General features: G+C 65.9%; 36 protein-coding genes. 23 read left to right on the forward strand and 13 right to left on the reverse strand.

Features of this window, described 5'->3' with window-relative positions; translation table 11 throughout:
* Nucleotides 1-2 precede the first annotated feature (2 nt).
* The 9 genes from ACAD63_RS06225 to ACAD63_RS06265 all read left to right on the forward strand — a co-directional run bounded on the left by ACAD63_RS06225 (nucleotide 3) and on the right by ACAD63_RS06265 (nucleotide 4,653).
* Nucleotides 3-653 (forward strand): phage tail protein, encoded by a 651-nt coding sequence (locus ACAD63_RS06225; protein WP_434033600.1) that lies wholly within the window; start codon nucleotides 3-5, stop codon nucleotides 651-653.
* A gap of 9 nt (nucleotides 654-662) precedes the next feature.
* Nucleotides 663-1,409, forward strand: coding sequence for a DUF4376 domain-containing protein (locus ACAD63_RS06230; RefSeq protein WP_434033601.1), 747 nt, complete (start codon nucleotides 663-665; stop codon nucleotides 1,407-1,409).
* 2 nt (nucleotides 1,410-1,411) lie between these two features.
* Entirely contained in the window at nucleotides 1,412-1,867 is a 456-nt protein-coding gene (locus ACAD63_RS06235; RefSeq protein ID WP_434033602.1) for a hypothetical protein, read from the forward strand.
* Nucleotides 1,857-3,041 (forward strand): phage head spike fiber domain-containing protein, encoded by a 1,185-nt coding sequence (locus tag ACAD63_RS06240; RefSeq protein WP_434033603.1) that lies wholly within the window; start codon nucleotides 1,857-1,859, stop codon nucleotides 3,039-3,041. The genes ACAD63_RS06235 and ACAD63_RS06240 overlap by 11 nt, the downstream gene beginning before the upstream one ends.
* Before the next feature lie 61 nt (nucleotides 3,042-3,102).
* Nucleotides 3,103-3,339, forward strand: coding sequence for a hypothetical protein (locus ACAD63_RS06245; protein WP_434033604.1), 237 nt, complete (start codon nucleotides 3,103-3,105; stop codon nucleotides 3,337-3,339).
* Complete coding sequence (locus tag ACAD63_RS06250; protein ID WP_434033605.1) at nucleotides 3,336-3,824, forward strand: lysozyme; 489 nt, start codon at nucleotides 3,336-3,338, stop codon at nucleotides 3,822-3,824. The genes ACAD63_RS06245 and ACAD63_RS06250 overlap by 4 nt, the downstream gene beginning before the upstream one ends.
* Nucleotides 3,821-4,237 (forward strand): hypothetical protein, encoded by a 417-nt coding sequence (locus ACAD63_RS06255; protein ID WP_434033606.1) that lies wholly within the window; start codon nucleotides 3,821-3,823, stop codon nucleotides 4,235-4,237. Before ACAD63_RS06250 ends, ACAD63_RS06255 begins: the two co-directional genes overlap by 4 nt.
* Nucleotides 4,238-4,241: 4 nt before the next feature.
* Nucleotides 4,242-4,364: a hypothetical protein gene (locus tag ACAD63_RS06260; RefSeq protein WP_434033607.1), complete on the forward strand. Its 123-nt coding sequence runs from the start codon at nucleotides 4,242-4,244 to the stop codon at nucleotides 4,362-4,364.
* Nucleotides 4,348-4,653 (forward strand): hypothetical protein, encoded by a 306-nt coding sequence (locus ACAD63_RS06265; protein WP_373379922.1) that lies wholly within the window; start codon nucleotides 4,348-4,350, stop codon nucleotides 4,651-4,653. The genes ACAD63_RS06260 and ACAD63_RS06265 overlap by 17 nt, the downstream gene beginning before the upstream one ends.
* A 7-nt stretch (nucleotides 4,654-4,660) precedes the next feature.
* Here ACAD63_RS06265 and ACAD63_RS06270 read toward each other — a convergent pair whose 3' ends face one another.
* From ACAD63_RS06270 to ACAD63_RS06305, 8 genes are all read right to left on the reverse strand, one after another.
* Complete coding sequence (locus ACAD63_RS06270) at nucleotides 4,661-5,215, reverse strand: hypothetical protein (protein WP_434033608.1); 555 nt, start codon at nucleotides 5,213-5,215, stop codon at nucleotides 4,661-4,663.
* Between the two features lie 129 nt (nucleotides 5,216-5,344).
* Entirely contained in the window at nucleotides 5,345-5,977 is a 633-nt protein-coding gene (locus ACAD63_RS06275) for a hypothetical protein (protein ID WP_434033609.1), read from the reverse strand.
* 4 nt (nucleotides 5,978-5,981) lie between these two features.
* Entirely contained in the window at nucleotides 5,982-6,203 is a 222-nt protein-coding gene (locus ACAD63_RS06280; RefSeq protein ID WP_434033610.1) for a DUF2188 domain-containing protein, read from the reverse strand.
* A 67-nt stretch (nucleotides 6,204-6,270) separates the two neighbouring features.
* The gene (locus tag ACAD63_RS06285) at nucleotides 6,271-6,555 is read right to left on the reverse strand and encodes a hypothetical protein (RefSeq protein WP_434033611.1); all 285 of its coding nucleotides are present in this window, start codon (nucleotides 6,553-6,555) and stop codon (nucleotides 6,271-6,273) included.
* A 31-nt stretch (nucleotides 6,556-6,586) separates the two neighbouring features.
* Nucleotides 6,587-6,787: a hypothetical protein gene (locus ACAD63_RS06290; RefSeq protein WP_434033612.1), complete on the reverse strand. Its 201-nt coding sequence runs from the start codon at nucleotides 6,785-6,787 to the stop codon at nucleotides 6,587-6,589.
* 96 nt (nucleotides 6,788-6,883) lie between these two features.
* Nucleotides 6,884-7,171, reverse strand: coding sequence for a hypothetical protein (locus ACAD63_RS06295; protein WP_434033613.1), 288 nt, complete (start codon nucleotides 7,169-7,171; stop codon nucleotides 6,884-6,886).
* Between the two features lie 9 nt (nucleotides 7,172-7,180).
* On the reverse strand, nucleotides 7,181-7,498 hold the full coding sequence (locus tag ACAD63_RS06300; RefSeq protein WP_434033614.1) for a DUF2471 family protein: 318 nt from the start codon (nucleotides 7,496-7,498) through the stop codon (nucleotides 7,181-7,183).
* Between the two features lie 1,268 nt (nucleotides 7,499-8,766).
* Nucleotides 8,767-8,919, reverse strand: coding sequence for a hypothetical protein (locus ACAD63_RS06305; RefSeq protein WP_434033615.1), 153 nt, complete (start codon nucleotides 8,917-8,919; stop codon nucleotides 8,767-8,769).
* Between the two features lie 22 nt (nucleotides 8,920-8,941).
* Here ACAD63_RS06305 and ACAD63_RS06310 point away from each other — a divergent pair, with 22 nt between their 5' ends.
* The 6 genes from ACAD63_RS06310 to ACAD63_RS06335 all read left to right on the forward strand — a co-directional run bounded on the left by ACAD63_RS06310 (nucleotide 8,942) and on the right by ACAD63_RS06335 (nucleotide 11,940).
* Nucleotides 8,942-9,790: a D-amino acid aminotransferase gene (locus ACAD63_RS06310; protein ID WP_195431783.1), complete on the forward strand. Its 849-nt coding sequence runs from the start codon at nucleotides 8,942-8,944 to the stop codon at nucleotides 9,788-9,790.
* A 53-nt stretch (nucleotides 9,791-9,843) separates the two neighbouring features.
* Nucleotides 9,844-10,119, forward strand: a complete 276-nt coding sequence (locus ACAD63_RS06315; protein ID WP_135705551.1) for a hypothetical protein — start codon at nucleotides 9,844-9,846, stop codon at nucleotides 10,117-10,119.
* A 357-nt stretch (nucleotides 10,120-10,476) separates the two neighbouring features.
* The gene (locus ACAD63_RS06320) at nucleotides 10,477-10,680 is read left to right on the forward strand and encodes a hypothetical protein (protein ID WP_133096058.1); all 204 of its coding nucleotides are present in this window, start codon (nucleotides 10,477-10,479) and stop codon (nucleotides 10,678-10,680) included.
* Nucleotides 10,681-10,807: 127 nt separating this feature from the next.
* Nucleotides 10,808-11,224: a YXWGXW repeat-containing protein gene (locus tag ACAD63_RS06325; protein WP_133096059.1), complete on the forward strand. Its 417-nt coding sequence runs from the start codon at nucleotides 10,808-10,810 to the stop codon at nucleotides 11,222-11,224.
* Nucleotides 11,225-11,332: 108 nt separating this feature from the next.
* The gene (locus tag ACAD63_RS06330) at nucleotides 11,333-11,557 is read left to right on the forward strand and encodes a hypothetical protein (protein ID WP_029046345.1); all 225 of its coding nucleotides are present in this window, start codon (nucleotides 11,333-11,335) and stop codon (nucleotides 11,555-11,557) included.
* Nucleotides 11,558-11,646: 89 nt separating this feature from the next.
* Nucleotides 11,647-11,940, forward strand: coding sequence for a hypothetical protein (locus ACAD63_RS06335; protein ID WP_167884615.1), 294 nt, complete (start codon nucleotides 11,647-11,649; stop codon nucleotides 11,938-11,940).
* Between the two features lie 57 nt (nucleotides 11,941-11,997).
* On the opposite strand, the gene ACAD63_RS06340 is transcribed toward ACAD63_RS06335, so the two are convergent.
* The 4 genes from ACAD63_RS06340 to glpK all read right to left on the reverse strand — a co-directional run bounded on the left by ACAD63_RS06340 (nucleotide 11,998) and on the right by glpK (nucleotide 16,171).
* On the reverse strand, nucleotides 11,998-12,378 hold the full coding sequence (locus tag ACAD63_RS06340) for a hypothetical protein (RefSeq protein WP_434033616.1): 381 nt from the start codon (nucleotides 12,376-12,378) through the stop codon (nucleotides 11,998-12,000).
* Nucleotides 12,379-12,470: 92 nt separating this feature from the next.
* The gene (locus ACAD63_RS06345) at nucleotides 12,471-12,830 is read right to left on the reverse strand and encodes an MliC family protein (RefSeq protein WP_434033617.1); all 360 of its coding nucleotides are present in this window, start codon (nucleotides 12,828-12,830) and stop codon (nucleotides 12,471-12,473) included.
* A gap of 52 nt (nucleotides 12,831-12,882) precedes the next feature.
* Nucleotides 12,883-14,541 (reverse strand): glycerol-3-phosphate dehydrogenase/oxidase, encoded by a 1,659-nt coding sequence (locus ACAD63_RS06350; protein WP_135705548.1) that lies wholly within the window; start codon nucleotides 14,539-14,541, stop codon nucleotides 12,883-12,885.
* A 55-nt stretch (nucleotides 14,542-14,596) separates the two neighbouring features.
* Nucleotides 14,597-16,171, reverse strand: coding sequence for a glycerol kinase GlpK (gene glpK / locus ACAD63_RS06355; protein ID WP_135705547.1), 1,575 nt, complete (start codon nucleotides 16,169-16,171; stop codon nucleotides 14,597-14,599).
* Between the two features lie 56 nt (nucleotides 16,172-16,227).
* Here glpK and ACAD63_RS06360 point away from each other — a divergent pair, with 56 nt between their 5' ends.
* Entirely contained in the window at nucleotides 16,228-17,160 is a 933-nt protein-coding gene (locus ACAD63_RS06360; RefSeq protein WP_434033618.1) for an NUDIX hydrolase, read from the forward strand.
* A gap of 129 nt (nucleotides 17,161-17,289) precedes the next feature.
* Nucleotides 17,290-18,156: a formyltetrahydrofolate deformylase gene (gene purU, locus ACAD63_RS06365; RefSeq protein WP_063238204.1), complete on the forward strand. Its 867-nt coding sequence runs from the start codon at nucleotides 17,290-17,292 to the stop codon at nucleotides 18,154-18,156.
* Between the two features lie 169 nt (nucleotides 18,157-18,325).
* Here purU and ACAD63_RS06370 read toward each other — a convergent pair whose 3' ends face one another.
* The gene (locus ACAD63_RS06370) at nucleotides 18,326-19,096 is read right to left on the reverse strand and encodes a DeoR/GlpR family DNA-binding transcription regulator (protein ID WP_133096065.1); all 771 of its coding nucleotides are present in this window, start codon (nucleotides 19,094-19,096) and stop codon (nucleotides 18,326-18,328) included.
* 156 nt (nucleotides 19,097-19,252) lie between these two features.
* On the opposite strand from ACAD63_RS06370, the gene ACAD63_RS06375 reads away from it, so the two are divergent.
* The 6 genes from ACAD63_RS06375 to ACAD63_RS06400 all read left to right on the forward strand — a co-directional run bounded on the left by ACAD63_RS06375 (nucleotide 19,253) and on the right by ACAD63_RS06400 (nucleotide 25,465).
* The gene (locus tag ACAD63_RS06375) at nucleotides 19,253-20,425 is read left to right on the forward strand and encodes an ABC transporter ATP-binding protein (RefSeq protein WP_434033619.1); all 1,173 of its coding nucleotides are present in this window, start codon (nucleotides 19,253-19,255) and stop codon (nucleotides 20,423-20,425) included.
* Nucleotides 20,426-20,427: 2 nt separating this feature from the next.
* The gene (locus ACAD63_RS06380) at nucleotides 20,428-21,543 is read left to right on the forward strand and encodes an ABC transporter ATP-binding protein (RefSeq protein WP_135705545.1); all 1,116 of its coding nucleotides are present in this window, start codon (nucleotides 20,428-20,430) and stop codon (nucleotides 21,541-21,543) included.
* A complete protein-coding gene (locus ACAD63_RS06385) occupies nucleotides 21,540-22,424 on the forward strand; it encodes a carbohydrate ABC transporter permease (RefSeq protein ID WP_133096068.1) in 885 nt (294 codons plus the stop codon). Before ACAD63_RS06380 ends, ACAD63_RS06385 begins: the two co-directional genes overlap by 4 nt.
* Nucleotides 22,417-23,247, forward strand: a complete 831-nt coding sequence (locus ACAD63_RS06390) for a carbohydrate ABC transporter permease (RefSeq protein WP_133096069.1) — start codon at nucleotides 22,417-22,419, stop codon at nucleotides 23,245-23,247. The genes ACAD63_RS06385 and ACAD63_RS06390 overlap by 8 nt, the downstream gene beginning before the upstream one ends.
* Before the next feature lie 45 nt (nucleotides 23,248-23,292).
* Nucleotides 23,293-23,601 carry a DUF2160 domain-containing protein gene (locus ACAD63_RS06395; RefSeq protein WP_133096129.1) on the forward strand — a complete coding sequence of 103 codons (309 nt, stop codon included), beginning with the start codon at nucleotides 23,293-23,295 and terminating at the stop codon, nucleotides 23,599-23,601.
* Nucleotides 23,602-23,734: 133 nt separating this feature from the next.
* The gene (locus ACAD63_RS06400; protein WP_195431789.1) at nucleotides 23,735-25,465 is read left to right on the forward strand and encodes an ABC transporter substrate-binding protein; all 1,731 of its coding nucleotides are present in this window, start codon (nucleotides 23,735-23,737) and stop codon (nucleotides 25,463-25,465) included.
* Nucleotides 25,466-25,496 lie beyond the last annotated feature (31 nt).

Below are 25,496 nucleotides of genomic sequence, written 5' to 3' on the forward strand. Positions count from 1 at the left end.
GCATGTCCCAACACGACATGGACATCGCCAATCAGGCGGGCGCGGCGTTCCGAGCCGACCTGAACTTGGCACTGGGTGCGCTCGTCTCGAACAACTCTGGCGCAGCGGCGCCGACGACGCCCTTTGCCTACATGTTGTGGGCAGACACCAACGCCGGCCTGCTGAAGATGCGCAACGGCGCCAACACCGCTTGGGTGACTATCGGCCTGCTTGGTGTGCAGAACTTCGGCCACATCATGCCCGGCACGGTGGTGTACCACGCCGTCAGTTCTGTTCCGGCCGGCTTCCTGAAGGCCAACGGCGCCGCGGTCTCGCGAACAACCTATGCGGACCTGTTCGCCGTGCTGGGTACGGGATATGGGTCCGGCGATGGGTCTACCACCTTCAACCTGCCAGAACTGCGCGGCGAGTTCATCCGGGCGTGGGATGACGGGCGCGGGGTGGATGCGGGCCGGGTGATCGGGTCCGGGCAGCTGGAAGACCTGAAGAGCCATTTGCACACCACGCAATCTGTAGTGGCCGGCGGCGGCGCTGTGACAGGTCTCCAAATCGCGACCAACGGTATCAGCCAAGGCTTCATGTCGACCACATCCACGGGCGGCGCCGAAACGCGCCCGCGAAACATGGCCCTGATGGCCATCATCAAGTTCTGAGGAGCCGGCATGGAAATCTTCAACTACCACCCGATCACCGGCGAGTTCCTGAGCGTTGGCATTGCCGACGAGAATCCGCTCGAGCCGGAGAACCCCATCGTCTCCGGCTATGCTACGCCGACCGCTCCGCCGGCCGTAGAAGCTGGGCGCGTGCGCGTCTATCGGCGGCCGGACGGCACGGCGCCGCAGAACTGGCCTGAAGGCGCCTGGACGGTGGTCCCGGACTATCGCGCCGTGCAGCTGTACCGCACGGTAGACGGCTCGGCGTTCGAACTCGGCGGCGAGTACTCGGGCCTCGGCGATCTGCCGTCGTTCCTGACCGATGAGCCGCGCCCCTCGCCCGCGCATAAGTGGGTGGCGGACGAGTGGGTGCTGGACGACGGCCTAGTGGCTGAGCTTCTCGAGGCCGTACGGGCCGAGAAGAACGCCGAGATCAATGCTGCACGCTTGGCGGCCAACCGCAGCACGTTCGTGCACGCTGGCAAGGCGTTCGCTTGCGACGAGTTGAGCCGCAGCGACATCGATGGCGTCAACGGATACGCGACGCTGTTTGGCGCGCTGCCTGCAGACTGGCCTGGCGCTTGGAAGGCCGTCGACAATAGCTATGTGCCGATCGCCACGCTGGACGACTGGAAGGCGTTCTACGCCAGCATGGTTGCTGCCGGCAACGCGAATTTCGCGCACGCTCAGGCGCTGAAGGTGCAGCTCGCCGCGGCAACGACCATCGAGCAGGTGCAGGCCATCAGCTGGGAGTGACGATGCGCGCGGCGTTCTATCGTGGCACGCGGCCCGGCATGGCCGGCCTGTACAACCGTCTCGTGCGTTGGTGGTGCAGATCGCCGTATTCCCACTGCGAGCTGATCTTCTCCGATGGCATGGCCGCCTCAGCCTCTTACATGGACGGCGGCGTGCGCTTCAAGGCCATCGAATTCGATGCGGATCGCTGGGACATCGTGGATCTGCCGGACGACGGCGAGGCAGCGGCGCGGGCGTGGTTCGTCAACCAGATCGGCGCGCCCTACGATCTGCTGGGCAACGTCGGCTTTGTGTGGCGTCCGATCGCTGACGCGCGCCGTGCGTGGTTCTGCTCGGAGGCCGTCGCCGCGGCGCTGGGCTATACGGAGCCGTGGCGCTACGATCCCGCGACGCTTGCATCTGTGCTCACCAGACAGCCGCCTGTGGGCGGCCCCTCCGGAGTAAAGCATGCTGGGTAACGTACCCTTCGCCGAGCTGATCACGTTCACGCGTGCCAGCGCTGCCTGGCGCTTCAATGCGTCGGGCGTCCTGGTGCAGGATGGGAACAACGTGCCGCGCTACGACTACGACCCGGTGACGCTGCAGCCTCGGGGCATGCGGGTGGAGGAAGGGCGGACGAACCTGCTCACGCATTCGGCCAACTTCCCTGATGCGTCCTGGCCTAAAACGGGCTGCTCGGTTACCGGAAATGCGGCGCTTTCGCCGGATGGAACTTCTTCGGCGGACAAGATTGTCGAGGACACGTCCACAGGCATTCATGCCGTGGTGCGCAACGTTACCGTGTCGGCGTCCACGACTTACACGTACTCGGTCTTCGTGAAGGCCGCCGAGCGCACGGTCGCGCAGGTTCAACTCGGAAATTTCGGCAATCAGGTCGCATCAAACACCGTCTACGTCAACCTTTCTACCGGCTCGTTCACTGCTACGGATGCCAGTCGTACTGTGGTGCGTGATGCTGGAAACGGTTGGTGGTGGGTTGCGACCACGGTCACCACGACCGCGTCAGGCACATCCTTAGCGCCAAGCGCATACGCTGTGCAGACGATGGGGACTTCAACATATACCGGGGATGGTGCGTCTGGCATATACGTATGGGGAGCACAGTTGGAGGCGGGGGCGTTTCCCACGAGCCACATCCCAACCACTACCGCGACTGTCACGCGCGCGGCAGAAAGCGCACTTATAACCGACCTAACGAAGATCGGCCTCAACCCGCAGGCCGGCACCATATACGCCGAGTTCGTCGCGCCGAATATGGCCGCCGCAGCGAATCAGTCGATCTTCGCACTGTCAGATGGCACTACGGCAAATCGCATCCAGCCGTTCATCAATGCTGGGGTACTGACTACGCGCGTCACAACCGGGGGGGCTGCAGCGGACTTTAGTGGCGCGATCTCCGGTGCATCTCAAGTGCATAAATTGGCTATCGGCTGCGCGGCTGGAACTGCGGCGCTGAGCGTCGATGGCGGAGCGGCCGCCCAAACCAGTCCCACAGCCTTCCCCTCGGTGACAAAACTTTGCCTCGGGTCGGGTGCGGACGGCATTTCCGCATTCTTGAACGGCTATCTTCGGGCGCTTCGCTACTACCCGCGCAAGCTGTCCAACGCCGAACTGCAGGCGTTGACCGCCTGACCTTCTCACCGCCTCGCAACCAGCCGCCTTCTGGCGGCTTTTTCGTTTTCTGGAGGTTCACATGGAACTCATCGAAGAGGCCAAGAAGCAGCTCCCGCGGCTGTGGAGCGTGCGCCTGTCGCTGCTGGCCGGCCTGCTGTCGAGCCTGGAGGCGGGCGCCGATATGTATCTGACCGGCAAGCCGGCAATGGCCGCCATCGCCGCGGCACTCGTGGCGTTCGCCGCGGCGTTCTCGCGCATCGTCGCCCAGCCGGCCCTGAAAGACATGATCGACGCAGGCAAGGGGGCAGCCGAATGAGGGCCGGGTCGAAGCGGACCTTGCAGGCGACCGTCGGCGCCGGCGCCGCGGCATTGCTACTGACGGCGGTGCCGAAGTTCGAGGGCGTGATCCTGCGCGGCTACAAGGATCCGATCGGCATCGTCACCGCCTGCGCCGGCCACACAAAGACCGCGGTGCTGGGCCGGCCGTACTCGCCGGCCGAGTGCACTGCGCTGCTGGACGCCGACCTGGTCGAGCATGCCGACGGCGTCCTCGCCTGCACGCCGGGCCTGAAGGGCCAGACGTACCGGCTGGCCGCTGCGACCAGCTTCGCGTTCAACGTAGGGGTGGCGGCCTACTGCCGGTCGACCATGGCGCGCAAGTTCAACGCCGGCGACTACGCGGGCGCGTGCGCGGAGTTCTCGCGCTGGACCTACGCCGGCGGACGCGAGTTGCCGGGCCTGGTCAAACGGCGGGCCGCCGAGCGCGCCATGTGTGACGGCCGATTGGAGCAATCCTCATGAACCCTCTCACAAAAGCCGCCGTCGTCATCGGCATGCTGCTGGCGCTGGCCGGCGCTGCCGCGGCGTGGCGGGCGAGTGTGCATGCCGCGGGCTTCCGGGCCGGCCAGGCAGCACTGAAGGACGCGATCGACAAGCGCGACAAGGAGATCGCGCGCCTGAACAAGCAGGTCGTCGCCAAGGACCAGGACGTGCTCGTGGCCAAGCAGGAGGATCGCGAGCGCATCGTCACCATCTACCGGACCATCCGGGAATCAGTGGAGCCTGAAATTGTTGAAAAGCCTGTCTATCGCGATTGCCGCGTTGGCCCTGGCGTCCTGCGCAGCCTCGTCGCCGCCGCTGAGGGCGGAATGCCAGCCGATCCCACGAAGCCTGCGGACGATCCCGCCGGCAAAGCTGCCGGCGCCCGCCGATGACAGCATGGGCGCCTTGATCCGAGCCTACCTCGGCGCCGCCGAGCAGTACCACAAGAGCCGGCGCGACGCTGTTGCGCTGGACGCCGCAATCGAAGCCAGGGAGGGCTGCTATGCAGCAGAGCGATAGCCACGTCGCAGTAAGGATGGAGCGCCCCACGCTCCCGTTCTGGGGGCTGCTGGTGGCGCTGGTGGCCGCGCTGTCGGCTTACTTTGGCCAGCGCGAAGCCACGAACTCGGCGCTGATCGAGATCAAGACCGAGATGGTGGCCATGAAGAAGACCATCGAGAGGATGGAAGGGGACCGCTACACCGGCGCCGACGCCCGAAGGGACTTCGCATGGCGGGACGAACGAGTCGCAGAGCAGGGCAAGCGGCTGGCGGAACTGGAGAACGAGGTTCGGGCGCGGCGGCGATGAGCTTACATCAACTCTCGCGTCCGCCTATTGGACCTTGATGGCGTGATGCGAGAGCTGCTATCTGTTGCTGAATTAGGCGGAAATACTCGCGCCTGCCCACCGAACGAGCGGACGCAAGCGTAGCTTCCGATATTCCCTCAGGGAGTTCTTTGAGTAGATGTGGGAACATCACCAGCATCCATGTCCGGTAAGCTCTAAACTCGTCGCAGTCCTCGGCGCCAAGCACGCCGATGGCAAAGACAGCGTCCAGCATCACCATCTCGGATGCTTTGGGATTGAAGTGGTACACGTCCTCGGGGTCTTGGTCAGCGTGCTTGAAAAAGTTTGCAGCGCTGTTCAGCACATTGATCATGGAACCCCGATACTCGGCTTTGACGTACACGTCGATGAGTTCGTCGTGCAACATCTTGTGGCCAGTCTTATGATGCACATGTAGTTTCCGCAATACCATTCGTGCGGCACTGGCTAGCGCGTGAATCGAGATCGGGTCCATCTCGTGGAAGTAAAGCCAGATCGCCGTACGAAGCTGGTTTCTTGCTGCGTCAAGCTTGGAGATCTGCATTGACGCCTCAGCGATCTCCCTCTCTACCTGCATCCCTTGTGCTTTTCTTCCCATGGCGTCGTGTTTGAGTTAAGTCCCGGAATTTTAGGGCATCGGCGGCATGAGCCTCTTTGCATTCTTCGCGCACTACTATCGCCGAAACCGCTCCGGCGGTACCGCGCCGGGCCGCTTGATCTTCACCCAGTCGGCCGATCTCTCGCCGGCCTGATACGTCGAGCCGGCGCGCTTGCCCACAACACCCTCCAGACCTAGCGCCAGCGCATGACCGTAAAGCCAAGCGCCATCCTCCACGCTATCCACAAACAGCATGCCGGGGGACGACTGGCCGATCAGCTTACGTAGGTCCGCCTTTCGCCGCTCCAGTGGCAGCGAGCGCAGATCCTTCCCTTTGCCGACCAGCAGGTCGAACACGCAGTAGACAACGGGATCGGCGCCGCGGTACCAACCCTTGCGCCGGGCCCGCGCGTGCAGCCGCTCGAAATCGCTCTTGCCGATGTCATCCAGCACGCAGACCTCGCCGTCCAGGATCCAGCCTGCGGGGAGGGTGGTGAGAGCATCGACCAGCTCCGGAAACCAGGTGGTCGCGTTCGCCCCGTTGCGGGACTTCAGCCTTGGCGCGCCGCCAGTGGTGGCTAGTAGGCGGTACCCGTCGTACTTGATCTCGAAGTGCCAGCCGGGCTCTCGCGGGATGGTCTTGCGCTCGCACAGGAGCATGGGCCGTAGGTCGGCCAGGGTCGGCGCCACCGGCAGCCGGCTGGCCATGGCATCAGCCCGGGATGTCGCGCGGATCGTTGCCGAAGGAATTACGCTCGCGGATCTTGCCGTCCCGGCCGTGGATCAGCAGCTCTACCTTCTTTTCCTTGGCGCGGCGTGTGCCCGCAGCGATCGCCGCCTCTTGCGTGTCGAATGTCTCGCGGCCGTTGCCGCCCTCGGTCATGACGGCCCAGCGGTCGTCGTCCGGAACCACGTGGATGTCTTGTCCAGGCATGGCGGTCTCCTGAAGTTATGCCGCCAGTCTCCGCGCGTCACTGTGGCTGTGGGTATCCGGCGGAGTCCTACAGTGCCGGCGTGTCGGTTGCCTGGGCCGATAGCTCGATTTCGGCACCGATCGCGCGCATGCGATCGAGCACCCGGGAAAGTTCCTCATCTGAAAGAACAAGCCGAGCCGCGCCAAAAAAGAGCATCTGAGGTGCCATCTCGCGCGGTTGGGCCCCGCCGGTGTACTTGCGCCACTGTTGGCCGCCAGCAACGCCGAATAACTCGGCCATTTCTTCGCCGGTGCGGCCAAGTTCATTCTTGAGGCGTTGGAGGTCTTCTGGGCTGGGAGAGGAATAGCGCATAGAAGAAACCCGCCTTGCAGCGGGCCTTGGATCAGTTCAGGAAGAGCTTCACGAAGGCTGCTGCGGCCGCGAATAGGGCGGCGGCATGCACGAATGGGAGCCAGCGTGCTTCACGATTTAGCTTTGCCGTTTCGGCTTGCAGCTTGCCGCTTTCGGCATTCAGTTTGGTGGCTTCCATCACCAGCTTGCTGATCTCAGCTTCGGTCTTGATGATGTCCAAGGTCTTGTCCATTTGTGTCGTCCTTTCGGGATGTCGGGCGGCGCGGTGCGCTACCTCTGAGATCTATATTAGCACCAAAGGGGCTAATGTCAAGGGCGACGGCTTGCCCTAATCGTTCGCCTGGTCGGCGCGATACGCCGACCAGTAGTAGTGGGAATACCGACCGTGCCTGGCTCGCTTCTTCTCGATGAACAACCGGACCGTGCCGGCATGCCCGGCCTCGATCACTACCTCGTGTCGGTCTGGCGCCTCGCGCGTGGCCCTGCCCAGCGTACCGATGGCGGCCGCAATGTACTGGCCGTGGACCTGCCCGAGAATGCCGTTCTCGCCCGTTGGCGCTATATGCGACGGGCCCGATGAGAGGTGGCAGCCGGCGGCCAGTTTGCTGTTGCCCATGGTGCAGGTTCAGTTGACCCGATTCCAGGCGTCTTGGATTGCGCCGAAGGTGACCGGCAGCACTTCGCTGCCCGTGAAGTCGGCGGGCGTGTCGTCCTTCGGGTAGCCGAGAAACGGCGACGACTTCAGCATGCGGAGGAGGTTGGACGCATGCTTGCCAGACTGGGCCACTTCATGCAGGACCTCGTCCTCGATCTGGTGAATGAGCTTCCAGGTCAGAATGCCAGCGGCGCGGTGCTTGGCAACGATGGCAGGCGTGGCTTCGATGATGGCTGATTCTGCGGCTGAGAGTGAGTGCATGGCGGGTTGAAAGTACTGTATGGACATACAGTATATCCACAGTGGCCGCAGCTTCCTATAGCCACGAAGCACGCCCAATGAAATCAAGCACTTGCGCGCGCTTTCTCGTTCCTCGAATAGGAACGCGAACGTATCGTAATTCGTTTGGAATCAGTGGGTTGCAGCAGAAGAACGAGCAGGTTAATAGCCTATCGGGGGTTCGAATCCCCCTCTCTCCGCCAGAACATCCGCAGTGAGCCGAAGCCGTCCAATTGGACGGCTTTTTTGCTTTCTGCGCCGACCCGCACGGGATGCGCGCGGGGCGCCGGAACTGCCATAGCAGGGTCACCGGGCCTGTTGTTCGGACAGAGGCCGACTCCGGCAAAGAAAAGCCCTCGGCCAGGGTGGGCGAGGGCATGAAGGGCTTGAAGAAAGTGGGCAAGTCACGGAAACGCCCATAACCATGTTCGTGCAATCGCCCGGGGCGCGCATCCCTCTAAACAGAGGTGCCGCCAGGTTCGGCAGCGTCCTGACAGGGCCTGCATGAAAAAAAGAGCCCGCACAGCGGCGGGCTTTGGGTAGAAAGCCGAGAGGGGTCAACTCACGACCCGAGCATTCTCCGGCAAATGTAAAGACATTTGCATCCCCATTCGGTGGGGAGCTATTTCCATCGCTGTTTCGACGAGGACGCAGCGCAGCCTTATTCGAAGGTCCCGGCCGCTTTGGAAAGCGTCCACCCAAGCCCCAGACACAATCCAATCCATGCCGCCGAAATCAAGGCAACGTCATGCCAGTTCATCGTCCGGCGCCCAGGGCGGCGCAGCTTGAATGTGTCCCGCGACGAAGGCATGGCCGTCTCCTTCGGAAAGCATGGGGGAAGGCTAGGGCAACCCTGCCGGAATTCACGGGCTCAGTTGTAAAGATTTGTTGCGGTGCGGATGGGCCACAGCCTCTTTGCGCCAACCAAAGAAAAAGCCCTCGGCCAGGGTAGTCGAGGGCTTGAAGTAGTGGTGGGCGAGTCGCGGAACCGCCCATGACGATGGTCGTATAGCCGCATGGGATGGCGCATCCCTCTAAATAGAGGTGTTGTGCCTGGACGACGACACCCGGTCAACGGATCGCGCCCTGGCGGGGCTTGCCCTAGTGAAGGCAAAGAAAAAGCCCTCGGCCAGGGTAGGCGAGGGCTTGAAATGGCGTTGGGCGTGTCGCAGTCCGCCCGGTCTTATCGTCGCCGTTGCCGGCACGGCGCGCATCCCCAATTCTGGGGATGAAAAAAAGCCCGCACGAATGCGGGCTGCGGGAAATGCCGAGAGGGGTCAACTCACGACACCTTGATTCTGGCCAGGAAGTGCTGCAACGAACACCCCCACATGGGTGAATGGCGTCGCTGCTTCAACGCCGCGCCAGCCGGCAATCCGATGCAAATTGCGCATAACCTCGCGGTGGGGCGTGTGGAAGAATTGTTTCATTCTCTCCACCGCCTGAAGCACAATGACCGACCCCGTCGTCCACCTCAATGGTTCCCTCACCCCGCTGTCCGAAGCCCGCATTCCGGTCCTCGACCGCGGCTTTATTTTTGGCGATGGCATCTATGAGGTCATCCCGTACTACGGTGGCAAGCCGTTCCGCGGTACACAGCATCTCGCGCGCCTGCACCGCAGCCTGGAGGCGATCGGGATACCCGACCCGCACAGCGCCGAGCAGTGGCAGGCACTGATCGGCGAAGTGGTCCGTGCCAACGGGATGTCGGACCAGATGATCTATATCCAGGTGACGCGCGGCGTAGCCCGGCGTGCGCATGCCTTCCCCAAGGAAGTCGTGCCGACGGTGCTTATCATGACCAACCCGATGGCGCTGCCGCCCGCTCACATGCGCGAACAGGGCGTGGCCTGCGTGACGATGGAGGACCGGCGCTGGCTGAACTGCCAGATCAAGTCGACCTCGCTGCTGGGCAACGTAATGGCAGCGCAGCATGCCGCCGAGCACGGCGTGATCGAGGCGATCCAGTTCCGCGACGGCTGGCTGACCGAGGCCTCGTCGTCCAACGTCTGGGTGGTGCGCGATGGCCGCGTGCTGGCGCCGCCCAAGGACAACCTGATCCTGGAAGGCATCCGCTACGGCTTTATGGAAGAGGTTTGCGCGGCGCTGGAGATTCCGCTGGAAGCGCGCCGGATCGCCAGGGAGGACGTGTTCGGGGCGGACGAAGTGTTGCTGTCGTCGGCAAGCAAGGAGCTGCTGCCGGTGGTTACGATCGACGGGCGCACCGTCGGCGCCGGCGTGCCCGGACCGGTCTTCGCGCGGCTCTACTCGGCCTACCAGGCCGCGATCGCCGCACTTTGAACCACGCGGGCGCACCATGCTAGGATGCCAGCGCATGCATCGAGGAGTCAGTCATGGCCAAGCGCGAGCGTGGCCGGCGTGCCCTTCGGGACGAGGTCAGCCGGCGCATCCAGCAAATCTATGAAGTCGGCGAGGACGGCGCCAAAGTCCGCGTGCCCGCGCCGGTGCCGCATGCGCGCGATGCCCGCGGCCGCAACTGGGACATGAGCGGCTTTGGCAACGCAACCGGTTATGAGGCCAGCATCCGCGCGGTGGTCGACAAGGTGCGCGACGAGTTCGACCTGAACGAGTCGCTCGAGAACCGCGCGCCCAATCCGTTCGGCGACTGAGGCGGCTCACAGCGTAAGCGGCTATGGTCCGGGCGCCGGTTCCGGGCGGTCAAGCGTTCGGACGGAGGGCTGGGCTGCCGGCCGGCGGTCGCCAGTGGACTGATTATCGGTTGCTGCGACGCGGACTGAAAGATCAAGCAGCCGGGCTTCGCGGTGCTTCACGCAACACTTGCAATGGGGCCGGGTAAGGTCAGGTGCGGCCGGGTGCGGCCGGGTGCGGTGGGGTAGGCCGGGTAAGCCGGGTAAGCTGGGTAAGCTGGGTAAGGGCTCGGACCGTGTGCTAGAGTTTTCAGACACCTTTGTGTTACGGCACTTCCCGCAACGACGTTTCCAGAACGTTTCTCAAGGAGATGGATCATGGCGAGTGAAACCCGGCCGAACCTGAAAGCTTTCGTGCAGACCGCTCCCCAGGCTGGGCGCTATGTCTGGGTGATCGCGCTGGTCGACTTCGATGCGCGGCAGGTCCGGCGCGCCATCGTCTCGGATGACACCTTCACCACCGCGGACGCCGCGCGCGATGCCGGCGACGCTCAGCTCAAGGCGATGGCAGAGGATCACTGATGCCGCCGGCGTGCAGGCGAGTGTTGCGCGCCGGCATCTTTGTGATCCACCGAAACCCTTTCTTACATGGCGCCGCGGCGGGCGCGCGCTAGACTGTGCGCGTGTTCCTCCACGAGAAAGGGATTCCATGACACATCTCGCGCTCCGGCCGGTCCGGATTGTCTTGCTGGCGGCAATGCTGGGTTCCGGCCTCGCCTTCAGTGCGGCGTCGATCGCCCAGGTGTCGGTCAATATTGCCATCGGCGTGCCGCCGCCGGCGCCGATGTACGAGGCCATTCCCATCCCGCGCCCTGGCTATGTCTGGATGCCGGGCTACTGGGACTGGGACGACCACCACCATAAGCACGCGTGGAAGAAGGGCCGCTGGGAACGCGAGCGGCCGGGCTATGTCTATGAGTCGCCGCGCTGGATCCAGTCGCGCGATGGCTGGGTGCTGGTGCCGGGCCGCTGGGACCAGGGCGGCCACGGTGGCAAGGGCAATGGCAAGGGAGGCAAGAAGGACTACCACTGTCCGCCGGGCCACGCCAAGAAAGGCGAATGCTGAGGCGTGCGCCGGCGCCGCAAGGTGACGCCGGCCATGGTTGCCATGCTACGATCCCCGCCATGACTCCCGCGCCCGCAGGGTGCATCGGCAGTGGATCTGGAGGTAGCGATGGCAAGGCACGTCTTCACGCGCGCGCAGTATCTCGACATCCTCAATGACAGCCTGCGCAAGCATCCGGGCTGGCAGCCCGGCATGGCCTTCGTCTTCCTGCCGCCGGGTGCGGATGCCAGCCAGGCGACGGCGGTAGGCTGCACCGGCCCGATGGACGCCATCCCGGTCTACGCGGAAATCCAGCGCGTGGCGGCCGAGCTGATCGAAGTCAGCGACACGTAACGCGACTCGTCGCATGTTCCAGCGCGCGGTCGTTGCCGTGCCCGGCCGCAGCCTGCGCGTACAATGCCGGCCTCGACAGACTTTCGGAAATTGCCGTGAAGAAAACGGACCTGGAAAAGAACAAGGGCCTGAAGATCGCCAACAGCCTGAAACAGGCCTCGGCGGCCCGGGGCGGGATTCCTGGCGGCGCCGGGGCGCGGCCGGATCGCCGTGAACAGCGCCGGCTGGACCAGGAGCAGGGCCTGGTGCCGTTCGCGTGCAAGCTGGACGGCACGCTGGCGCGGCGCCTGCAGGCGCTGGCCGTCAATCATCCCGGTGGCATGACCGGCCTGCTCAATGAACTGCTGACGGGCGCGCTGCCGCCGGAGCAGGACCAGGCCTGATAAATGCGCGGCCGCGCAGGCGGCCGCAACGATCCGGCGGGGCCGGAAGCGGGTGGGTCAGTCCTCTTCCTCCTCGTCGAGGAATTCGCGGCGCAGCATCCAGTTGGCAATGGCTTCGTCGCAGAGGCGCTTGAACTTCTGCTTGTCCGGCATCTTGTCGAACAACTGGAAGTTGACCAGTGCCATGCCGGCGTCGGTGATATAGAACATCCGGCGCGGATCGTCATGGTGGACGATGCGGCCGTCGATGGCGTCTTCCTCGCTCTCGGCCGGCATGTCTTCCAGCTCGACCACGCGGCAGGTAAAGCGCGGGCTGCGGGTATGGGTCAGATACTCGAACTCGTCGTGCATGACCTCGCCGCTCTTGCCGGCGATAACGGCGAAGCCCCAGATAAAGCGGGGCATCGGCAGATCGGACAGATCTTCAATCTCGTCCATGGTGTTCTCCCTGATTCAATCCCCGCATTATCGCCCGGAACGCCGTTGCCTCAAACGTCGGCGTCGGATCCGGCAATGATGCTTGCCCGCGGCTAGGGCCTTGCCTGGCAATTCGACAGCGCCGCCGCGGCGTTTTCCTGCTGCATCAGGTCGCGCAGCGTGCCGGTGTCGCACTTGGTCCACCACTCGTAGCGCCCGCCGACATAGCGCGCGCCGGACGCCGCGACCGTGGTCACCGCCAGCACCGGCTTGCCGTCCAGGCGGAACACGGCGGCCTGGTTGTCGGCGCTGTTGAAGTAGCGCACGGTCAGCGTCTTGTCGCCGTCGCATTGGTAGCGCACGGTACGCACGTCGGTAAAGCGCACGCCGTCGATGCCGGGGGGCCGCGCGGCACTGGCGCTGCCAACGGCGGCCAGCCATGCAAGCAGCACCGCGCCGCGGATTGCGTTCAAGGTCGGGCGAGTCACGTCGGTGGGCCCTTTCTAGCGGTTTTGGCCAGCCAGTTCAGACGCGGGCGGCGGCGGCCGGTTCCTCGGGTTGCGCAGCGCCGCCCAGCATGTAGCCGGCGGCGAGCGCGCGGAAACTGTCGAGCTCGCGCGCCTGCCAGGCCTCGCTTTCCCCGAACTCTTCGGCCAGGATCGCGGCCACCGCCGGCGCGGCCTGCAGCGCAGCGCGCGCGTCGAGGAACAGCACGCGGTTGCGGCGCGCCAGCACGTCCTCGACGCGCCGTGCCAGTTCGTGCCGGGCCGCGAAACGGACATGCGCTTCGGTCAGGCCCGATGCCGCCGCCAGCACGCGGTCCTGGCCGGGCAGGGCGCGCAGCGTGGCCAGCTCGTTGCCGTAGTAGCGGTCCGGGGCGGGCGCATCCGCCAGCGGCAGTTCCGCCGGCAGTCCGGCGGCGCCGTGCAGCGGCAGGTCGCCGGTCACGCAGGGCGCGGCGCGCACCATCTGCCGCTGGATCGCGGTGTCGATCACGTCCTCCGCCATCTTGCGATAGGTGGTCCACTTGCCGCCGGTGACCGTGATCAGCCCCGCCTTAGAGACCAGGATCGTATGCTCGCGCGACAGCGACGCGGTGGAAGCTTCGCCGGTAGCCTTGACCAGTGGCCGCAGCCCGGCCCAGACGCTGGTGACGTCTGCGCGGGTGGGATCCTTGGCCAGGTAGCGCGACGCGGTCTCGAGGATGAAATCGACATCGTCGGCGCCGGCATCGGGCTCGAGCGGCAGGTCGCGCCGCGGCGTATCCGTGGTGCCGACAATGGTATGGCCGTTCCACGGCACCACGAACAGCACCCGGCCGTCGTCGGTCTTTGGAATCAGGATGGCGCTCTCGCCCGGCAGGAAGCTGCGCGGCAGCGTCAGGTGCACGCCCTGGCTCGGGGCCACCAGGGTGCGGGCATGGCCGTCCTCCATCTGGCGCACCGCGTCGACCCAGACCCCGGTGGCATTGATCACGCAATCGGCGCGCAGCCGGAAGGTGGCGTCGCCCAGCGCGTCCTGCACCGTGATGCCGCAGATCACGCCGCCTTGCTGGCTCAGGCCGGTCACGCGCATGTAGTTGACCGCGGTGCCGCCCACGTCGAACAGGGTGCGCATCAGCGCCACCGCCAGCCGCGCATCGTCGAACTGGCCGTCGAAGTACAGGTTGCCGCCACGCAGCGGGCGCCCGCTGACGTGCTCGGCCAGGTTGGGGACGGCGGCCAGCACCTCCTGGTGGTTCAGCCAGCGGCTGCCGGCCAGGTTGAGGTTGCCGGCGAGCAGGTCGTAGACCTTCAGGCCGATGCCGTAGAAGGGCTGGTCGAACATCTGGTACGCCGGCACCACGAAGCCCAGCGGCCACACCAGGTGCGGCGCGTTGCGCGCGAGCAGGCCGCGCTCGTGCAAGGCTTCGCGCACCAGGCCGATATTGCCCTGGGCCAGGTAGCGCACGCCGCCGTGTACGAGCTTGGTGGCCTTGCTCGAGGTGCCCTTGGCAAAATCGGCGGCTTCGACCAGCAGCGTGCGGTAGCCGCGCGAGGCGGCATCGACCGCGGTGCCGAGGCCGGTGGCGCCGCCGCCGATGACGATGACATCCCAGCGCGGTTCGCGCTCCAGGGTGGAAAGCAGGGCGGCCCGGCTGGGGGGCTGGGTCGGGGGCTGGGTCGGGGTGGAGGCTTTCTGCATGGCGCTTGGTTCGGGGTGTGTACGGTCTTGGCGGAGCGTTGGGGGCGGCCGGCGTTCAGCCGGCGGCGCCGGCTTCGTCCTCGCGCGCCCAGTCGCGGGCGCGCTCGACGGCACGGTGCCAGCGCGCCAGCCGGTGACCGCGTTCGTCAGCCGACAGGTTGGGCTCGAAGCGCTGCTCCACCTGCCATTGCTGCGCGATCTGCGCGGGGTCGCTCCAGTAGCCGGTGGCCAGGCCGGCGAGGTAGGCTGCGCCCAGCGCGGTGGTCTCGGTCACGCGCGGACGGACCACCGAGGTGCCGAGCAGGTCCGCCTGCATCTGCATCAGCAGGTCGCTGCGCGAGGCGCCGCCGTCCACGCGCAGCTCGGCCAGCGCGATGCCGGCGTCCTTCTGCATGGCTTCCAGCACGTCGACACTCTGCAACGCGATCGATTCCAGCGCCGCGCGCGCCAGCTGCGGCCGGCCGGTGCCGCGTGTCATGCCGACCAGCGTGCCGCGCGCGAAGGCGTCCCAGTGCGGGGCGCCAAGGCCGGCAAAAGCAGGCACCAGCACCACGCCGCCGGTGTCGTCGCACTGGCGTGCGAGTGGCTCAACTTCGGGCGCGCTGTTGATGATCTTCAGGCCGTCGCGCAGCCACTGGATGGTGGCGCCGCCCATGAAGACGCCGCCCTCCAGGCAATACTGGGTTTGCCCGCCCAATTGCCAGCCGATGGTGGTCAGCAGCCGGTTGTGCGATGCCACCGGTTCGGTGCCGGTATTCATCAGCAGGAAGCAGCCCGTGCCATAGGTGTTCTTGGCCATGCCGGGCGACAGGCAGGCCTGGCCGAAGGTGGCCGCCTGCTGGTCGCCCGCGATGCCCGCGATCGGGATCTCGACGCCGAACAGCCGCGCCGCGGTGCGCGCCACCTCGCCGCTGGACGGCACTACCTCGGGCAGCAGCGCGTGCGGGATGTCGAGCAGCGCCAGCAGCGCGTCGTCCCACTCGAAGCGGTGGATATTGAACAGCATCGTGCGCGAGGCGTTAGACACGTCCGTGACGTGGCGCGCGCCGTCGGTCAGCTGCCAGATCAACCAGCTGTCGACCGTGCCGAACGCCAGCTCGCCGCGCTGCGCGCGTTCGCGGGCACCTTCGATGTTGTCGAGCATCCAGCGCAGCTTGGTGCCGGAGAAATACGCATCGATGACCAGCCCGGTCTTCTCGCGGAACAGCTCGCCATGGCCGGCGTCCTGCAGCGCCTCGCACATCGGCGCGGTGCGGCGGTCCTGCCAGACCAGTGCGCGCCCGACCGGCTCGCCGGTCTTGCGGTCCCACAGCACCGTGGTTTCGCGCTGGTTGGTGATGCCGATGGCGCGCACCTGCGTGGCGGAGATGCCGGCATCGGCCAGCACTTCGTGCGCTACCGCCAGCTGCGACTGCCAGATTTCATACGGATCGTGCTCGACATGGCCCGGATGTGGGTAGTATTGGCGGAACTCGCGCTGCGCCAGCCGCACCACGCTGCCGGCGTGGTCGAACAGGATCGCGCGCGAGCTGCTGGTGCCCTGGTCGAGCGCCAGAACAAAGTGCGGCTCGGAAGCGTGCCGGCCTGGGCCGGCGTGCTGCGCCTGGGCTTGCGTTGCTGCCTGGTTCATGCGTTCAATCCTGAAAATGACAAGATGCGCCGGCCCGGCCGGCGCCCCGATCTGACATGGCCGACATCTTTTCCCTGCCGCCCGCGGTGCCGTCCGGCGTTCCGTCTGGAATTCCGTCCGGCGATGGCGCCGACGCCAGCCACATGCCACGCATCGCCGCCTCGCTGGCGGCGCGCACCCGCTTCGATCCCGCCAGCAAGCTGCGCCTGATGGTGGGCGGCCAGCAGGTCGGCTGGCTGCCCCGGGCGCATGCCGCGATCCTGCGCGGCATGGGTTGCATCCTCGGCCCGGAGGAGGGCGCCGCGGATGGCACCGCCGCGGTGGCATTGCTGCCGGGACGCTCCGGCTTCGAAGTGCTGAGCGCCGCGCTGGCCGCGCTCGCGCACCAGCTGGCCGAGGCCGGGCACGTGCGCGGCTGGCGCCATGAACTGTTCGCGGTCACCCCGGCGCTGGACGCGCCCGCGCTGGCGGCGGTCGAGCGCGCGGCGGCGCGCTTCCTGGGTTTGCTGACCTTTGCCTCGCACATGAACGGGATCGTTGACATGGCCGATACCGGCGCCGGCCCCGTGCTGTGGATCTCGCGGCGCAGCCCCGGCAAATCGGTCGACCCCGGCATGTGGGACAACCTGGTCGCCGGCGGCATGCCGCACGGCAGCGACCCGCTCGCCACGCTGGTGCGCGAGTGCGAGGAAGAGTCCGGCATCCCGCCGGCGCTGGCCGGGCGCGTGCAGCCGCACGGCATGGTCGAGGTGCTGCGCGACCTGCCCGAAGGCGTGCAGTGGGAACAGGTCTACATCTATGACCTGATGCTGCCGCCGGGATTCGTCCCAAGCAACCAGGACGGCGAGGTCAGCGAACACAAGCGCGTGGGGCTGGCCGCATTGCTTGATATCATGTCGAGCGGCGCCATGACGGTCGACGCCACGCTGGTGACGCTGGATGCCCTTCGCCGGCGCGGCTGGCCGGGCACCGAAGACCGTCGCGCCTGAGCGTGCGCAGCGGGCCTGGCCCGCGCTTTCACGGCTTTCACTGGCTTCGCGGCCTTGATGGCCCTTGGGCTCGCGCACCGGCTCGCGCACCGGCTCGTACACCGCGCCCCTCCGACAGAACCACACACCATGAGCACCACCGGATTTATCCTGACCCTTTCGTGCCCCGACCAGCCGGGCATCGTCCACGCCGTCTCGGGCCTGCTGTTCCAGCACGGCTGCAATATCGTCGATTCGGACCAGTACGGTGACGCGTACACCGGCCGCTTCTTCATGCGGGTGCACTTCAGCGCGGCCGCCGGCGGCCCGGACCTGGGCACGCTGAAGGCAGCGTTCGCGCCGGTGGGCGACCAGTTCGGCATGCAGTGGGAGCTGAACGACGCCTCTGTCAAGCCGCGCGTGATGATCATGGTGTCCAAGATCGGCCACTGCCTGAACGACCTGCTGTTCCGCGCCAAGGTGGGCGGCCTGCCGGTCGAGATCGCGGCAATTGTGTCCAATCACCGCGACTTCTACCAACTGGCGGCGTCGTACGACGTGCCGTTCTTCCACCTGCCGCTGATGAACGCCTCGGCCGAGCAGAAGGCCGCGCAGGAGGCGCGCGTGTTCGACGTGGTGCAGGAGCAGAAGATCGACCTGGTGGTGCTGGCGCGCTACATGCAGGTGCTGTCCGACGACCTGTGCCGCAAGCTCGCCGGCCGCGCCATCAATATCCATCACTCGTTCCTGCCCAGCTTCAAGGGCGCCAAGCCTTATTACCAGGCGCACGACCGCGGCGTGAAGCTGATCGGCGCGACCGCGCACTACGTCACCGCCGACCTGGACGAGGGCCCGATCATCGAGCAGGAAATCGAGCGCGTCGATCACAGCATGGACCCGGACCAGCTCACCGCCGTGGGCCGCGACGTGGAGTGCGTGGCGCTGGCCCGGGCGGTCAAGTGGCACGCCGAACGCCGCATCCTGCTGAACGGCCACAAGACCGTCGTCTTCAAGTAAGCCTCGATTTCCCAGGGGGTTTGCTCCCCTCTGCCGCGTGCGGGAGAGGGAACGGGGGGGAGGGCAGGCGCGTCGCAATGCCGACGCAGCATGCACCGTCCCGCCCCCCGCCCTCAACGCCAGCCCCGCTCCCGCCAGCGCGGCAGCGGCAGCCGGACATCCGGCACGCTCACTCCCGCTCCGCCACCACACACTTCACCCCACTGTCGGCCAGGATCCGGTCGAACGGTGCCGCCAGCGGCTCATCGGTGAACAGCCGGTCGACCTGCGACACATGCGCCAGCTCCACCATGGCCTGGCGGTTGAACTTGCTGGTATCCGCCGCCAGCCAGACCTCGCGTGAATGCTCGATGATGGTCCGCGCCACCTTGACCTCGCGGAAGTCGTAGTCGCGCAGCGTGCCATCCGTCTCGATGCCCGAGATGCCGATCAGGCCGATATCCACCTTGAACTGCCGGATGAACTCGACCGTGGCCTCGCCGACGATGCCGCGGTCGCGCGAGCGCAGCACGCCGCCGGCGACGATGACCTCGCAGTCGGGGTTGTCCGCCAGGATATTGGCCACGTTCAGGTTATTGGTGATCACGCGCAGCCCGCGGTGCTGCATCAGCTCGCGCGCGATCTCTTCCACCGTGGTGCCGATGTTCAGGATCAGCGAGCAGCCCTCCGGCACCGCCGCCGCCACCGCGCGCGCAATGCGCGCCTTGCCCTCGGCATTCAGCACCTGACGCTGCCGGTAGGCAATGTTCTCGGTGGTGGAGCCCTCCACCCGCACCCCGCCGTGGAAGCGCGCCAGCATGCCGTTCTCGGCCAGCAGGTTGACGTCTCGCCGCACCGTCTGCAGCGTGACGCCGAACTTGCGCGCAAGTTCGTCGATGGAGGCAAAGCCATGGCTGCGGACTTCTTCGAGCAGGGCGGTCTGGCGTGGATTGAGCGTCATGCCGGGATTCTAGTTCAAACAGAAACGAAAACAAATGATGCGGTGCACACTTGTTTTCTGTTCGTTTTATTACTAAAACGGTCGAAAGCCAAGAACTGTGCGCCTGCATCGCGCGGAAAGTGGTGATGCGAAAAGCATATCGAACATGGAGACCGGATGCAGCTGAGTTTGGAGGCCGTGGCGCAGCACGCAGGTTCGCAGGCGTATCTCTATCCGATGACGCTGGCGCCGGTTCCCGGTGCGGTGACCATCCTGCTGGGCGCTACCCAGGCGGGCAAGACTTCGCTGATGCGCGTGATGGCGGGGCTCGACCGGCCCAGCGCCGGCCGCGTGCTGGTCGACGGCCACGACGTTACCGGCGTGCCGGTGCGCGAGCGCAACGTGTCGATGGTCTACCAGCAGTTCATCAACTACCCGTCGCTCAAGGTCTTCGACAACATTGCCTCTCCGCTGCGCTTGCGGCTGCGGCTGCGTCGCGATGGCGCCGCCGGCGCCGACATTGCCGCGCGCGTGCGCGAGCTGGCGGCGCGGCTGCATATCGACCACCTGCTCGACCGCTACCCGTCTGAGCTGTCGGGCGGCCAGCAGCAGCGCGTGGCGCTGGCGCGCGCGCTGGCCAAGGAAGCGCCGCTGATGCTGCTGGACGAGCCGCTGGTCAACCTGGATTACAAGCTGCGCGAGGAACTGCGCGAAGAGCTGTCGCAGCTGTTCGCGCATGGCGATGCGACCGTGGTCTACGCCACCACCGAACCCGGCGAGGCGCTGCTGCTGGGCGGCCATACGGCCGTGCTCGATGCCGGCGAGCTGCTGCAGTACGGGCCGACCGCCGACGTCTTCCACTATCCCGATTCGCTGCGCGTGGCGCGCGCCTTCAACGATCCGCCGATGAACCTGGTACCGGGCACGCTCAACGGCGGCTGGGTCACGCTTGCCGGCGGCATCTCGGTGCCGGTGTCCGGCGCCGGCGGCGCCGGCGGAGGTGAGGGACCCGTCACCGTGGGCGTGCGCGCGTCGGCGCTGCGCCTGGCAGGCGAACCGGGCGCGGTCGCGGTACCGGGGCACGTGGCGCTGGCCGAGCTGTCGGGCTCGGACACCTTTATCCATGCCGATACGCCGGTGGGCAACCTGGTGGCGCAGTTCGCCGGCGTGCTCGACCTGCGGCTGGGCGAACCGGTGTCCTTGCACCTGTTGCCTGACCAGATCTACCTGTTCGACGCGGCCGGCCGGCGCATCCATGCGCCGCGGCGGCCCGGCGGGCTGGCCGCGGGGGTGCCGGGCGATGTGCCGGGCGGGGCGGCAGCCGGTGCCGCGGCGGCGGCGGGGGGCTGACGATGGCACGCATCGACCTGGACCTTGCGCACTCTTACCTGCCGCATCCGCGCAACGATGACGACTACGCATTGCTGCCGCTGAAGTTCACCTTCGAGGACGGCGGCGCCTATGCGCTGCTGGGCCCGTCAGGCTGCGGCAAGACCACGCTGCTGAACTGCATTTCCGGGCTGCTGCGGCCTTCGCACGGCACCATTGCCTTCGACGGACGCGACGTCACGGGCGCCACGCCGCAGGCGCGCAATATTGCACAGGTGTTCCAGTTCCCGGTGATCTACGACACCATGACCGTCGGCGAGAACCTGGCCTTCCCGCTGCGCAACCGCGGCGTGCCGGAGGCGCAGGTGCGCGAGCGCGTGGGACGCGTGGCCGAGATGCTGGAGCTGTCGGCCACGCTGGACCGCCGCGCCAGCGGCCTCGCCGCCGACGCCAAGCAGAAGATTTCCTTGGGCCGCGGACTGGTACGGCACGACGTCTCGGCGATCCTGTTCGACGAGCCGCTGACGGTGATCGACCCGCAGCTGAAATGGCAGCTGCGGCGCAAGCTCAAGGAAATCCACCACGAATTCGGCCTGACGCTGATCTACGTCACCCACGACCAGACCGAGGCGCTGACCTTTGCCGACCAGGTGGTGGTGATGTCGCGCGGCAAGGCGGTGCAGGTGGGGCCTGCCGATGCGCTGTTCGAGCGGCCTGCACACACCTTCGTCGGGCATTTCATCGGCTCGCCCGGCATGAACTTCCTGCCGGGCCAGTGGCGCGACGACGCCATCGAGGTGGCAGGCCGGCGCTACACGCCGGCGCTGGCGCCATCGGTGGCTGCGGCCTTGCGCGCGGCGGGCAGCTTCCGCATCGGCGTGCGGCCCGAGTACCTGCAACTGGCACCGGAGCGCGAGGAGCGCCCTATGCAGGCAGTGCCGATACAGGTGCAGCGCGCGCAGGACATCGGCACCTACTGGCTGGTGACCGGCAGCGTGCAGGAAGCGGGCGCGCAGGCTGCAACGCTGCGTGCCCGCCTGGGGGCCGAGGCGGCCGCCTTGCGCGCCGGCGACACGGCCTGGCTGTCGGTGTTCAACCGCCATACCTGCTACTACGTCAACGAGGAGCTGGTGTCATGAAGCCCGTCAACCAGAAGGCCTGGCTGCTGGTATTGCCGGTGGTGGCATGCGTGGCGTTCTCGGCGATCCTGCCGCTGATGACCATCGTCAACTACTCGGTGCAGGACATCATCTCGCCCGAGCGGCGCGTGTTTGTCGGCACCGAATGGTTCCGCACCGTGCTGCGTGACGGCGAACTGCACGACGCGCTGCTGCGCCAGCTGGGCTTTTCGCTGGCGGTGCTGCTGGTGGAGATTCCGCTCGGCATCCTGCTGGCGCTGTCGATGCCGGCCAGGGGCTGGAAGGCATCGGCGGCGCTGGTGATCATCGCGCTGTCGCTACTGATCCCATGGAACGTGGTCGGCACCATCTGGCAGATCTTCGGGCGCACCGATATCGGCCTGCTCGGCGCCGCGCTCGAGGCGATGGGCTTCGACTACAACTATACCGGTAGCGCCTTCGATGCCTGGGTCACGGTGCTGGTGATGGATGTCTGGCACTGGACGCCGCTGGTGGCGTTGCTCTGCTACGCGGGCCTGCGCGCGATTCCCGACGCCTACTACCAGGCCGCGCAGATCGATGGCGCCTCGCGGCTGGCGGTGTTCCGCCACATCCAGCTGCCCAAGCTGCGCGGGGTGCTGATGATCGCGGTGCTGCTGCGCTTCATGGACAGCTTCATGATCTATACCGAGCCCTTCGTGCTGACCGGCGGCGGTCCCGGCAACGCCACCACCTTCCTGTCGCAATACCTGACGCAGAAGGCCGTGGGCCAGTTCGACCTTGGCCCCGCGGCGGCGTTTTCCATCGTCTACTTCCTGATCATCCTGCTCCTGTGCTTCATCCTCTATAACTGGATGCAGCGCGCGGGCACCGCCGGCAGCGAGGACATGCCCCATGGCTGAAATCCGCACCCAGGCCACCACCACGACTTGGTGGCGCGCCGGTTTCCTGCTGGTCTACCTGCTATTCGCCATCGTGCCGATCTACTGGATGGTGAACATGTCGTTCAAGACCAACGAGGAAATCGTCTCCACGCTGTCGCTGTGGCCGGCCGACTTCACGCTGGAGCACTACAAGACTATCTTCACCGATTCGTCGTGGTACTCCGGCTACCTCAATTCGATGATCTACGTGGCGATGAACACGGTGATCTCGATCGTGGTCGCGCTGCCGGCGGCATACGCGTTTTCGCGCTACCAGTTCATCGGCGACAAGCATGTGTTCTTCTGGCTGCTGACCAACCGCATGACACCGCCCGCGGTGTTCCTGCTGCCGTTCTTCCAGCTGTACAGCACCATCGGCCTGATGGACACGCACCTGGGCGTGGCGCTGGCCCACCTGGTCTTCAACGTGCCGCTGGCGGTGTGGATCCTGGAGGGCTTCATGTCGGGCGTGCCGCGCGAAATCGACGAGACCGCCTACGTCGACGGCTATTCCTTCCCGCGCTTCTTCCTGACCATCTTCCTGCCGCTGATCAAGGCTGGCGTGGGCGTGGCGGCGTTCTTCTGCTTCATGTTCAGCTGGGTGGAGCTGCTGCTGGCGCGCACGCTGACTTCGGTCAACGCCAAGCCGATCGTGGCCACCATGACGCGCACGGTGTCGGCATCGGGCATGGACTGGGGCGTGCTGGCCGCGGCCGGCGTGCTGACCATCGTGCCAGGCGGCATCGTGATCTGGTTTGTGCGGCACTACATCGCGAAGGGCTTCGCGATGGGGCGCGTATAGGACGCAGGTAAAAAGCGCGCGCACTCAAGACAAGGAGACATGGCAATGCTGAGCTGGATGGTGTGGACGACACCGGTCGCGGTGTTCTTCGCCTGCATCGTAGTCATGCTGATCGGCATGACCGTCCTGGAAATCCGTTCGCCTTCGGTGCTGCGCAAGGGCTTCCTGCCAATCGCCACCACCCGCGGCGACCGGCTGTTCATCGGCCTGATGTGCGCGGCGTGGGTCAACCTGGCATGGGTCGGGCTGGGCGAGAAGCTCACCGCGTGGCTGTCCCTGGCCGAGGAACCGTCTGTCTGGATCAGCTTTGGCGTATCGATGCTGGTGCTGGCGCTGATCCTGCGCAAGGGCTGAACGGGCCCATCGGGGCCAGCAGTTTCCGCTTCGATGGGAGATAACGGTATAGCGGCTTATCCCTGCCCCGGGGCCGCCACCCAGACCATAGCCGGGGAGGGGAATTCATGAGGAGACACCGATGAAAGTGCACGTGAAGTTGGGGATGACAGCCCTTGCCTGCGCGGCTGCGCTGGCTTGCGGTACCTCAGCCCTGGCGGGCGAGGCGGAAGCGAAGAAGTGGATCGACAATGAGTTCCAGCCCTCGTCGCTATCCAAGGACAAGCAGCAGGCGGAAATGAAGTGGTTTATCGACGCCGCCGCCAGGCTCAAGGCCAAGGGTGTCACGCAGATCAGCGTGGTGTCCGAGACCATCACCACGCATGAGTACGAGTCCAAGACACTGGCCAAGGCCTTCGAGGAAATCACCGGGATCAAGGTCAACCATGATTTGATCCAGGAAGGCGACGTGGTCGAGAAACTGCAGACCTCGATGCAGTCCGGCAAGTCGATCTACGACGGCTGGATTTCCGATTCGGACCTGATCGGCACGCACTATCGCTATGGCTCGATCCTGCCGCTGACCGACTACATGAACGGCGCCGGCAAGGAGTGGACCAACCCGGGCCTGGACGTGAAGGACTTCATCGGCACCAAGTTCACCACCGCGCCGGACGGCAAGCTGTACCAGCTGCCCGACCAGCAGTTCGCCAACCTCTACTGGTTCCGCGCCGACTGGTTCGCGCGCAAGGACCTGCAGGACAAATTCAAGGCCAAGTACGGCTACGACCTGGGCGTGCCGACCAACTGGTCCGCCTATGAAGACATCGCCAACTTCTTCACCAACGACGTCAAGGAGATCGACGGCAAGAAGGTCTACGGCCACATGGACTACGGCAAGAAAGATCCCTCGCTCGGCTGGCGCTTCACGGATGCCTGGCTGTCGATGGCGGGTACCGCCGACAAGGGCCTGCCCAACGGCATGCCGGTCGACGAGTGGGGCATCCGCGTGGCCGAGGACAAGTGCACGCCGGTCGGCGCCTCGGTCGCGCGCGGCGGCGCCACCAACAGCCCCGCGGCCGTCTATGCGCTGACCAAGTACATCGACTGGATGAAGAAATACGCTCCGCCGCAGGCGATGGGCATGACCTTCTCCGAGGCCGGGCCGGTGCCGGCGCAAGGGCAGGTGGCGCAGCAGATCTTCTGGTACACGGCCTTTACCGCGGACATGACCAAGAAGGGCCTGCCGGTGGTCCATGGCGACGGCTCGCCCAAGTGGCGCATGGCGCCGTCGCCTTACGGCCCGTACTGGAAGCAGGGCATGCAGAACGGCTACCAGGACGTGGGCTCGTGGACCTTCTTCAAGAACACCGATCCCAACAAGCTCGCCGGCGCGTGGCTGTACGCACAGTTCGTCACCTCGAAGACGGTATCGCTGAAGAAGTCGCTGACCGGGCTGACCTTTATCCGCGACAGCGACATCAACCACGACTACCTGACCAAGAACGCGGCCAAGTACGGCGGCCTGATCGAGTTCTACCGCAGCCCGGCGCGCGTGGCCTGGACGCCGACCGGTACCAACGTGCCCGACTATCCCAAGCTGGCGCAACTGTGGTGGAAGAACGTGGCCACCGCGGTGACCGGCGAGAAAACCCCGCAGGCCGCCATGGACACGCTCGCCGACGAGATGGACCAGGTGATGGCACGGCTGCAGCGCGCCGGCATGAGCAATTGCGCACCCAAGCTCAACCCGAAGGGCGACCCGGCCAAGTGGCTGTCGAGCGACCACGCGCCATGGAAAAAGCTGGCCAACGAGAAGCCGAAGGGCGAGACCATCCCCTACGACAAGCTGCTGCAGGCATGGAAGGAGGGCAAGGTGCGCTGACCAGCGGCGCCGGCTGGCCGCAAGGCCTGCC

Origin of the sequence: Cupriavidus sp. a3, from assembly GCF_051015765.1 — a bacterium.
In the GTDB taxonomy this organism is placed as follows: Bacteria; Pseudomonadota; Gammaproteobacteria; order Burkholderiales; family Burkholderiaceae; genus Cupriavidus; species Cupriavidus oxalaticus_A.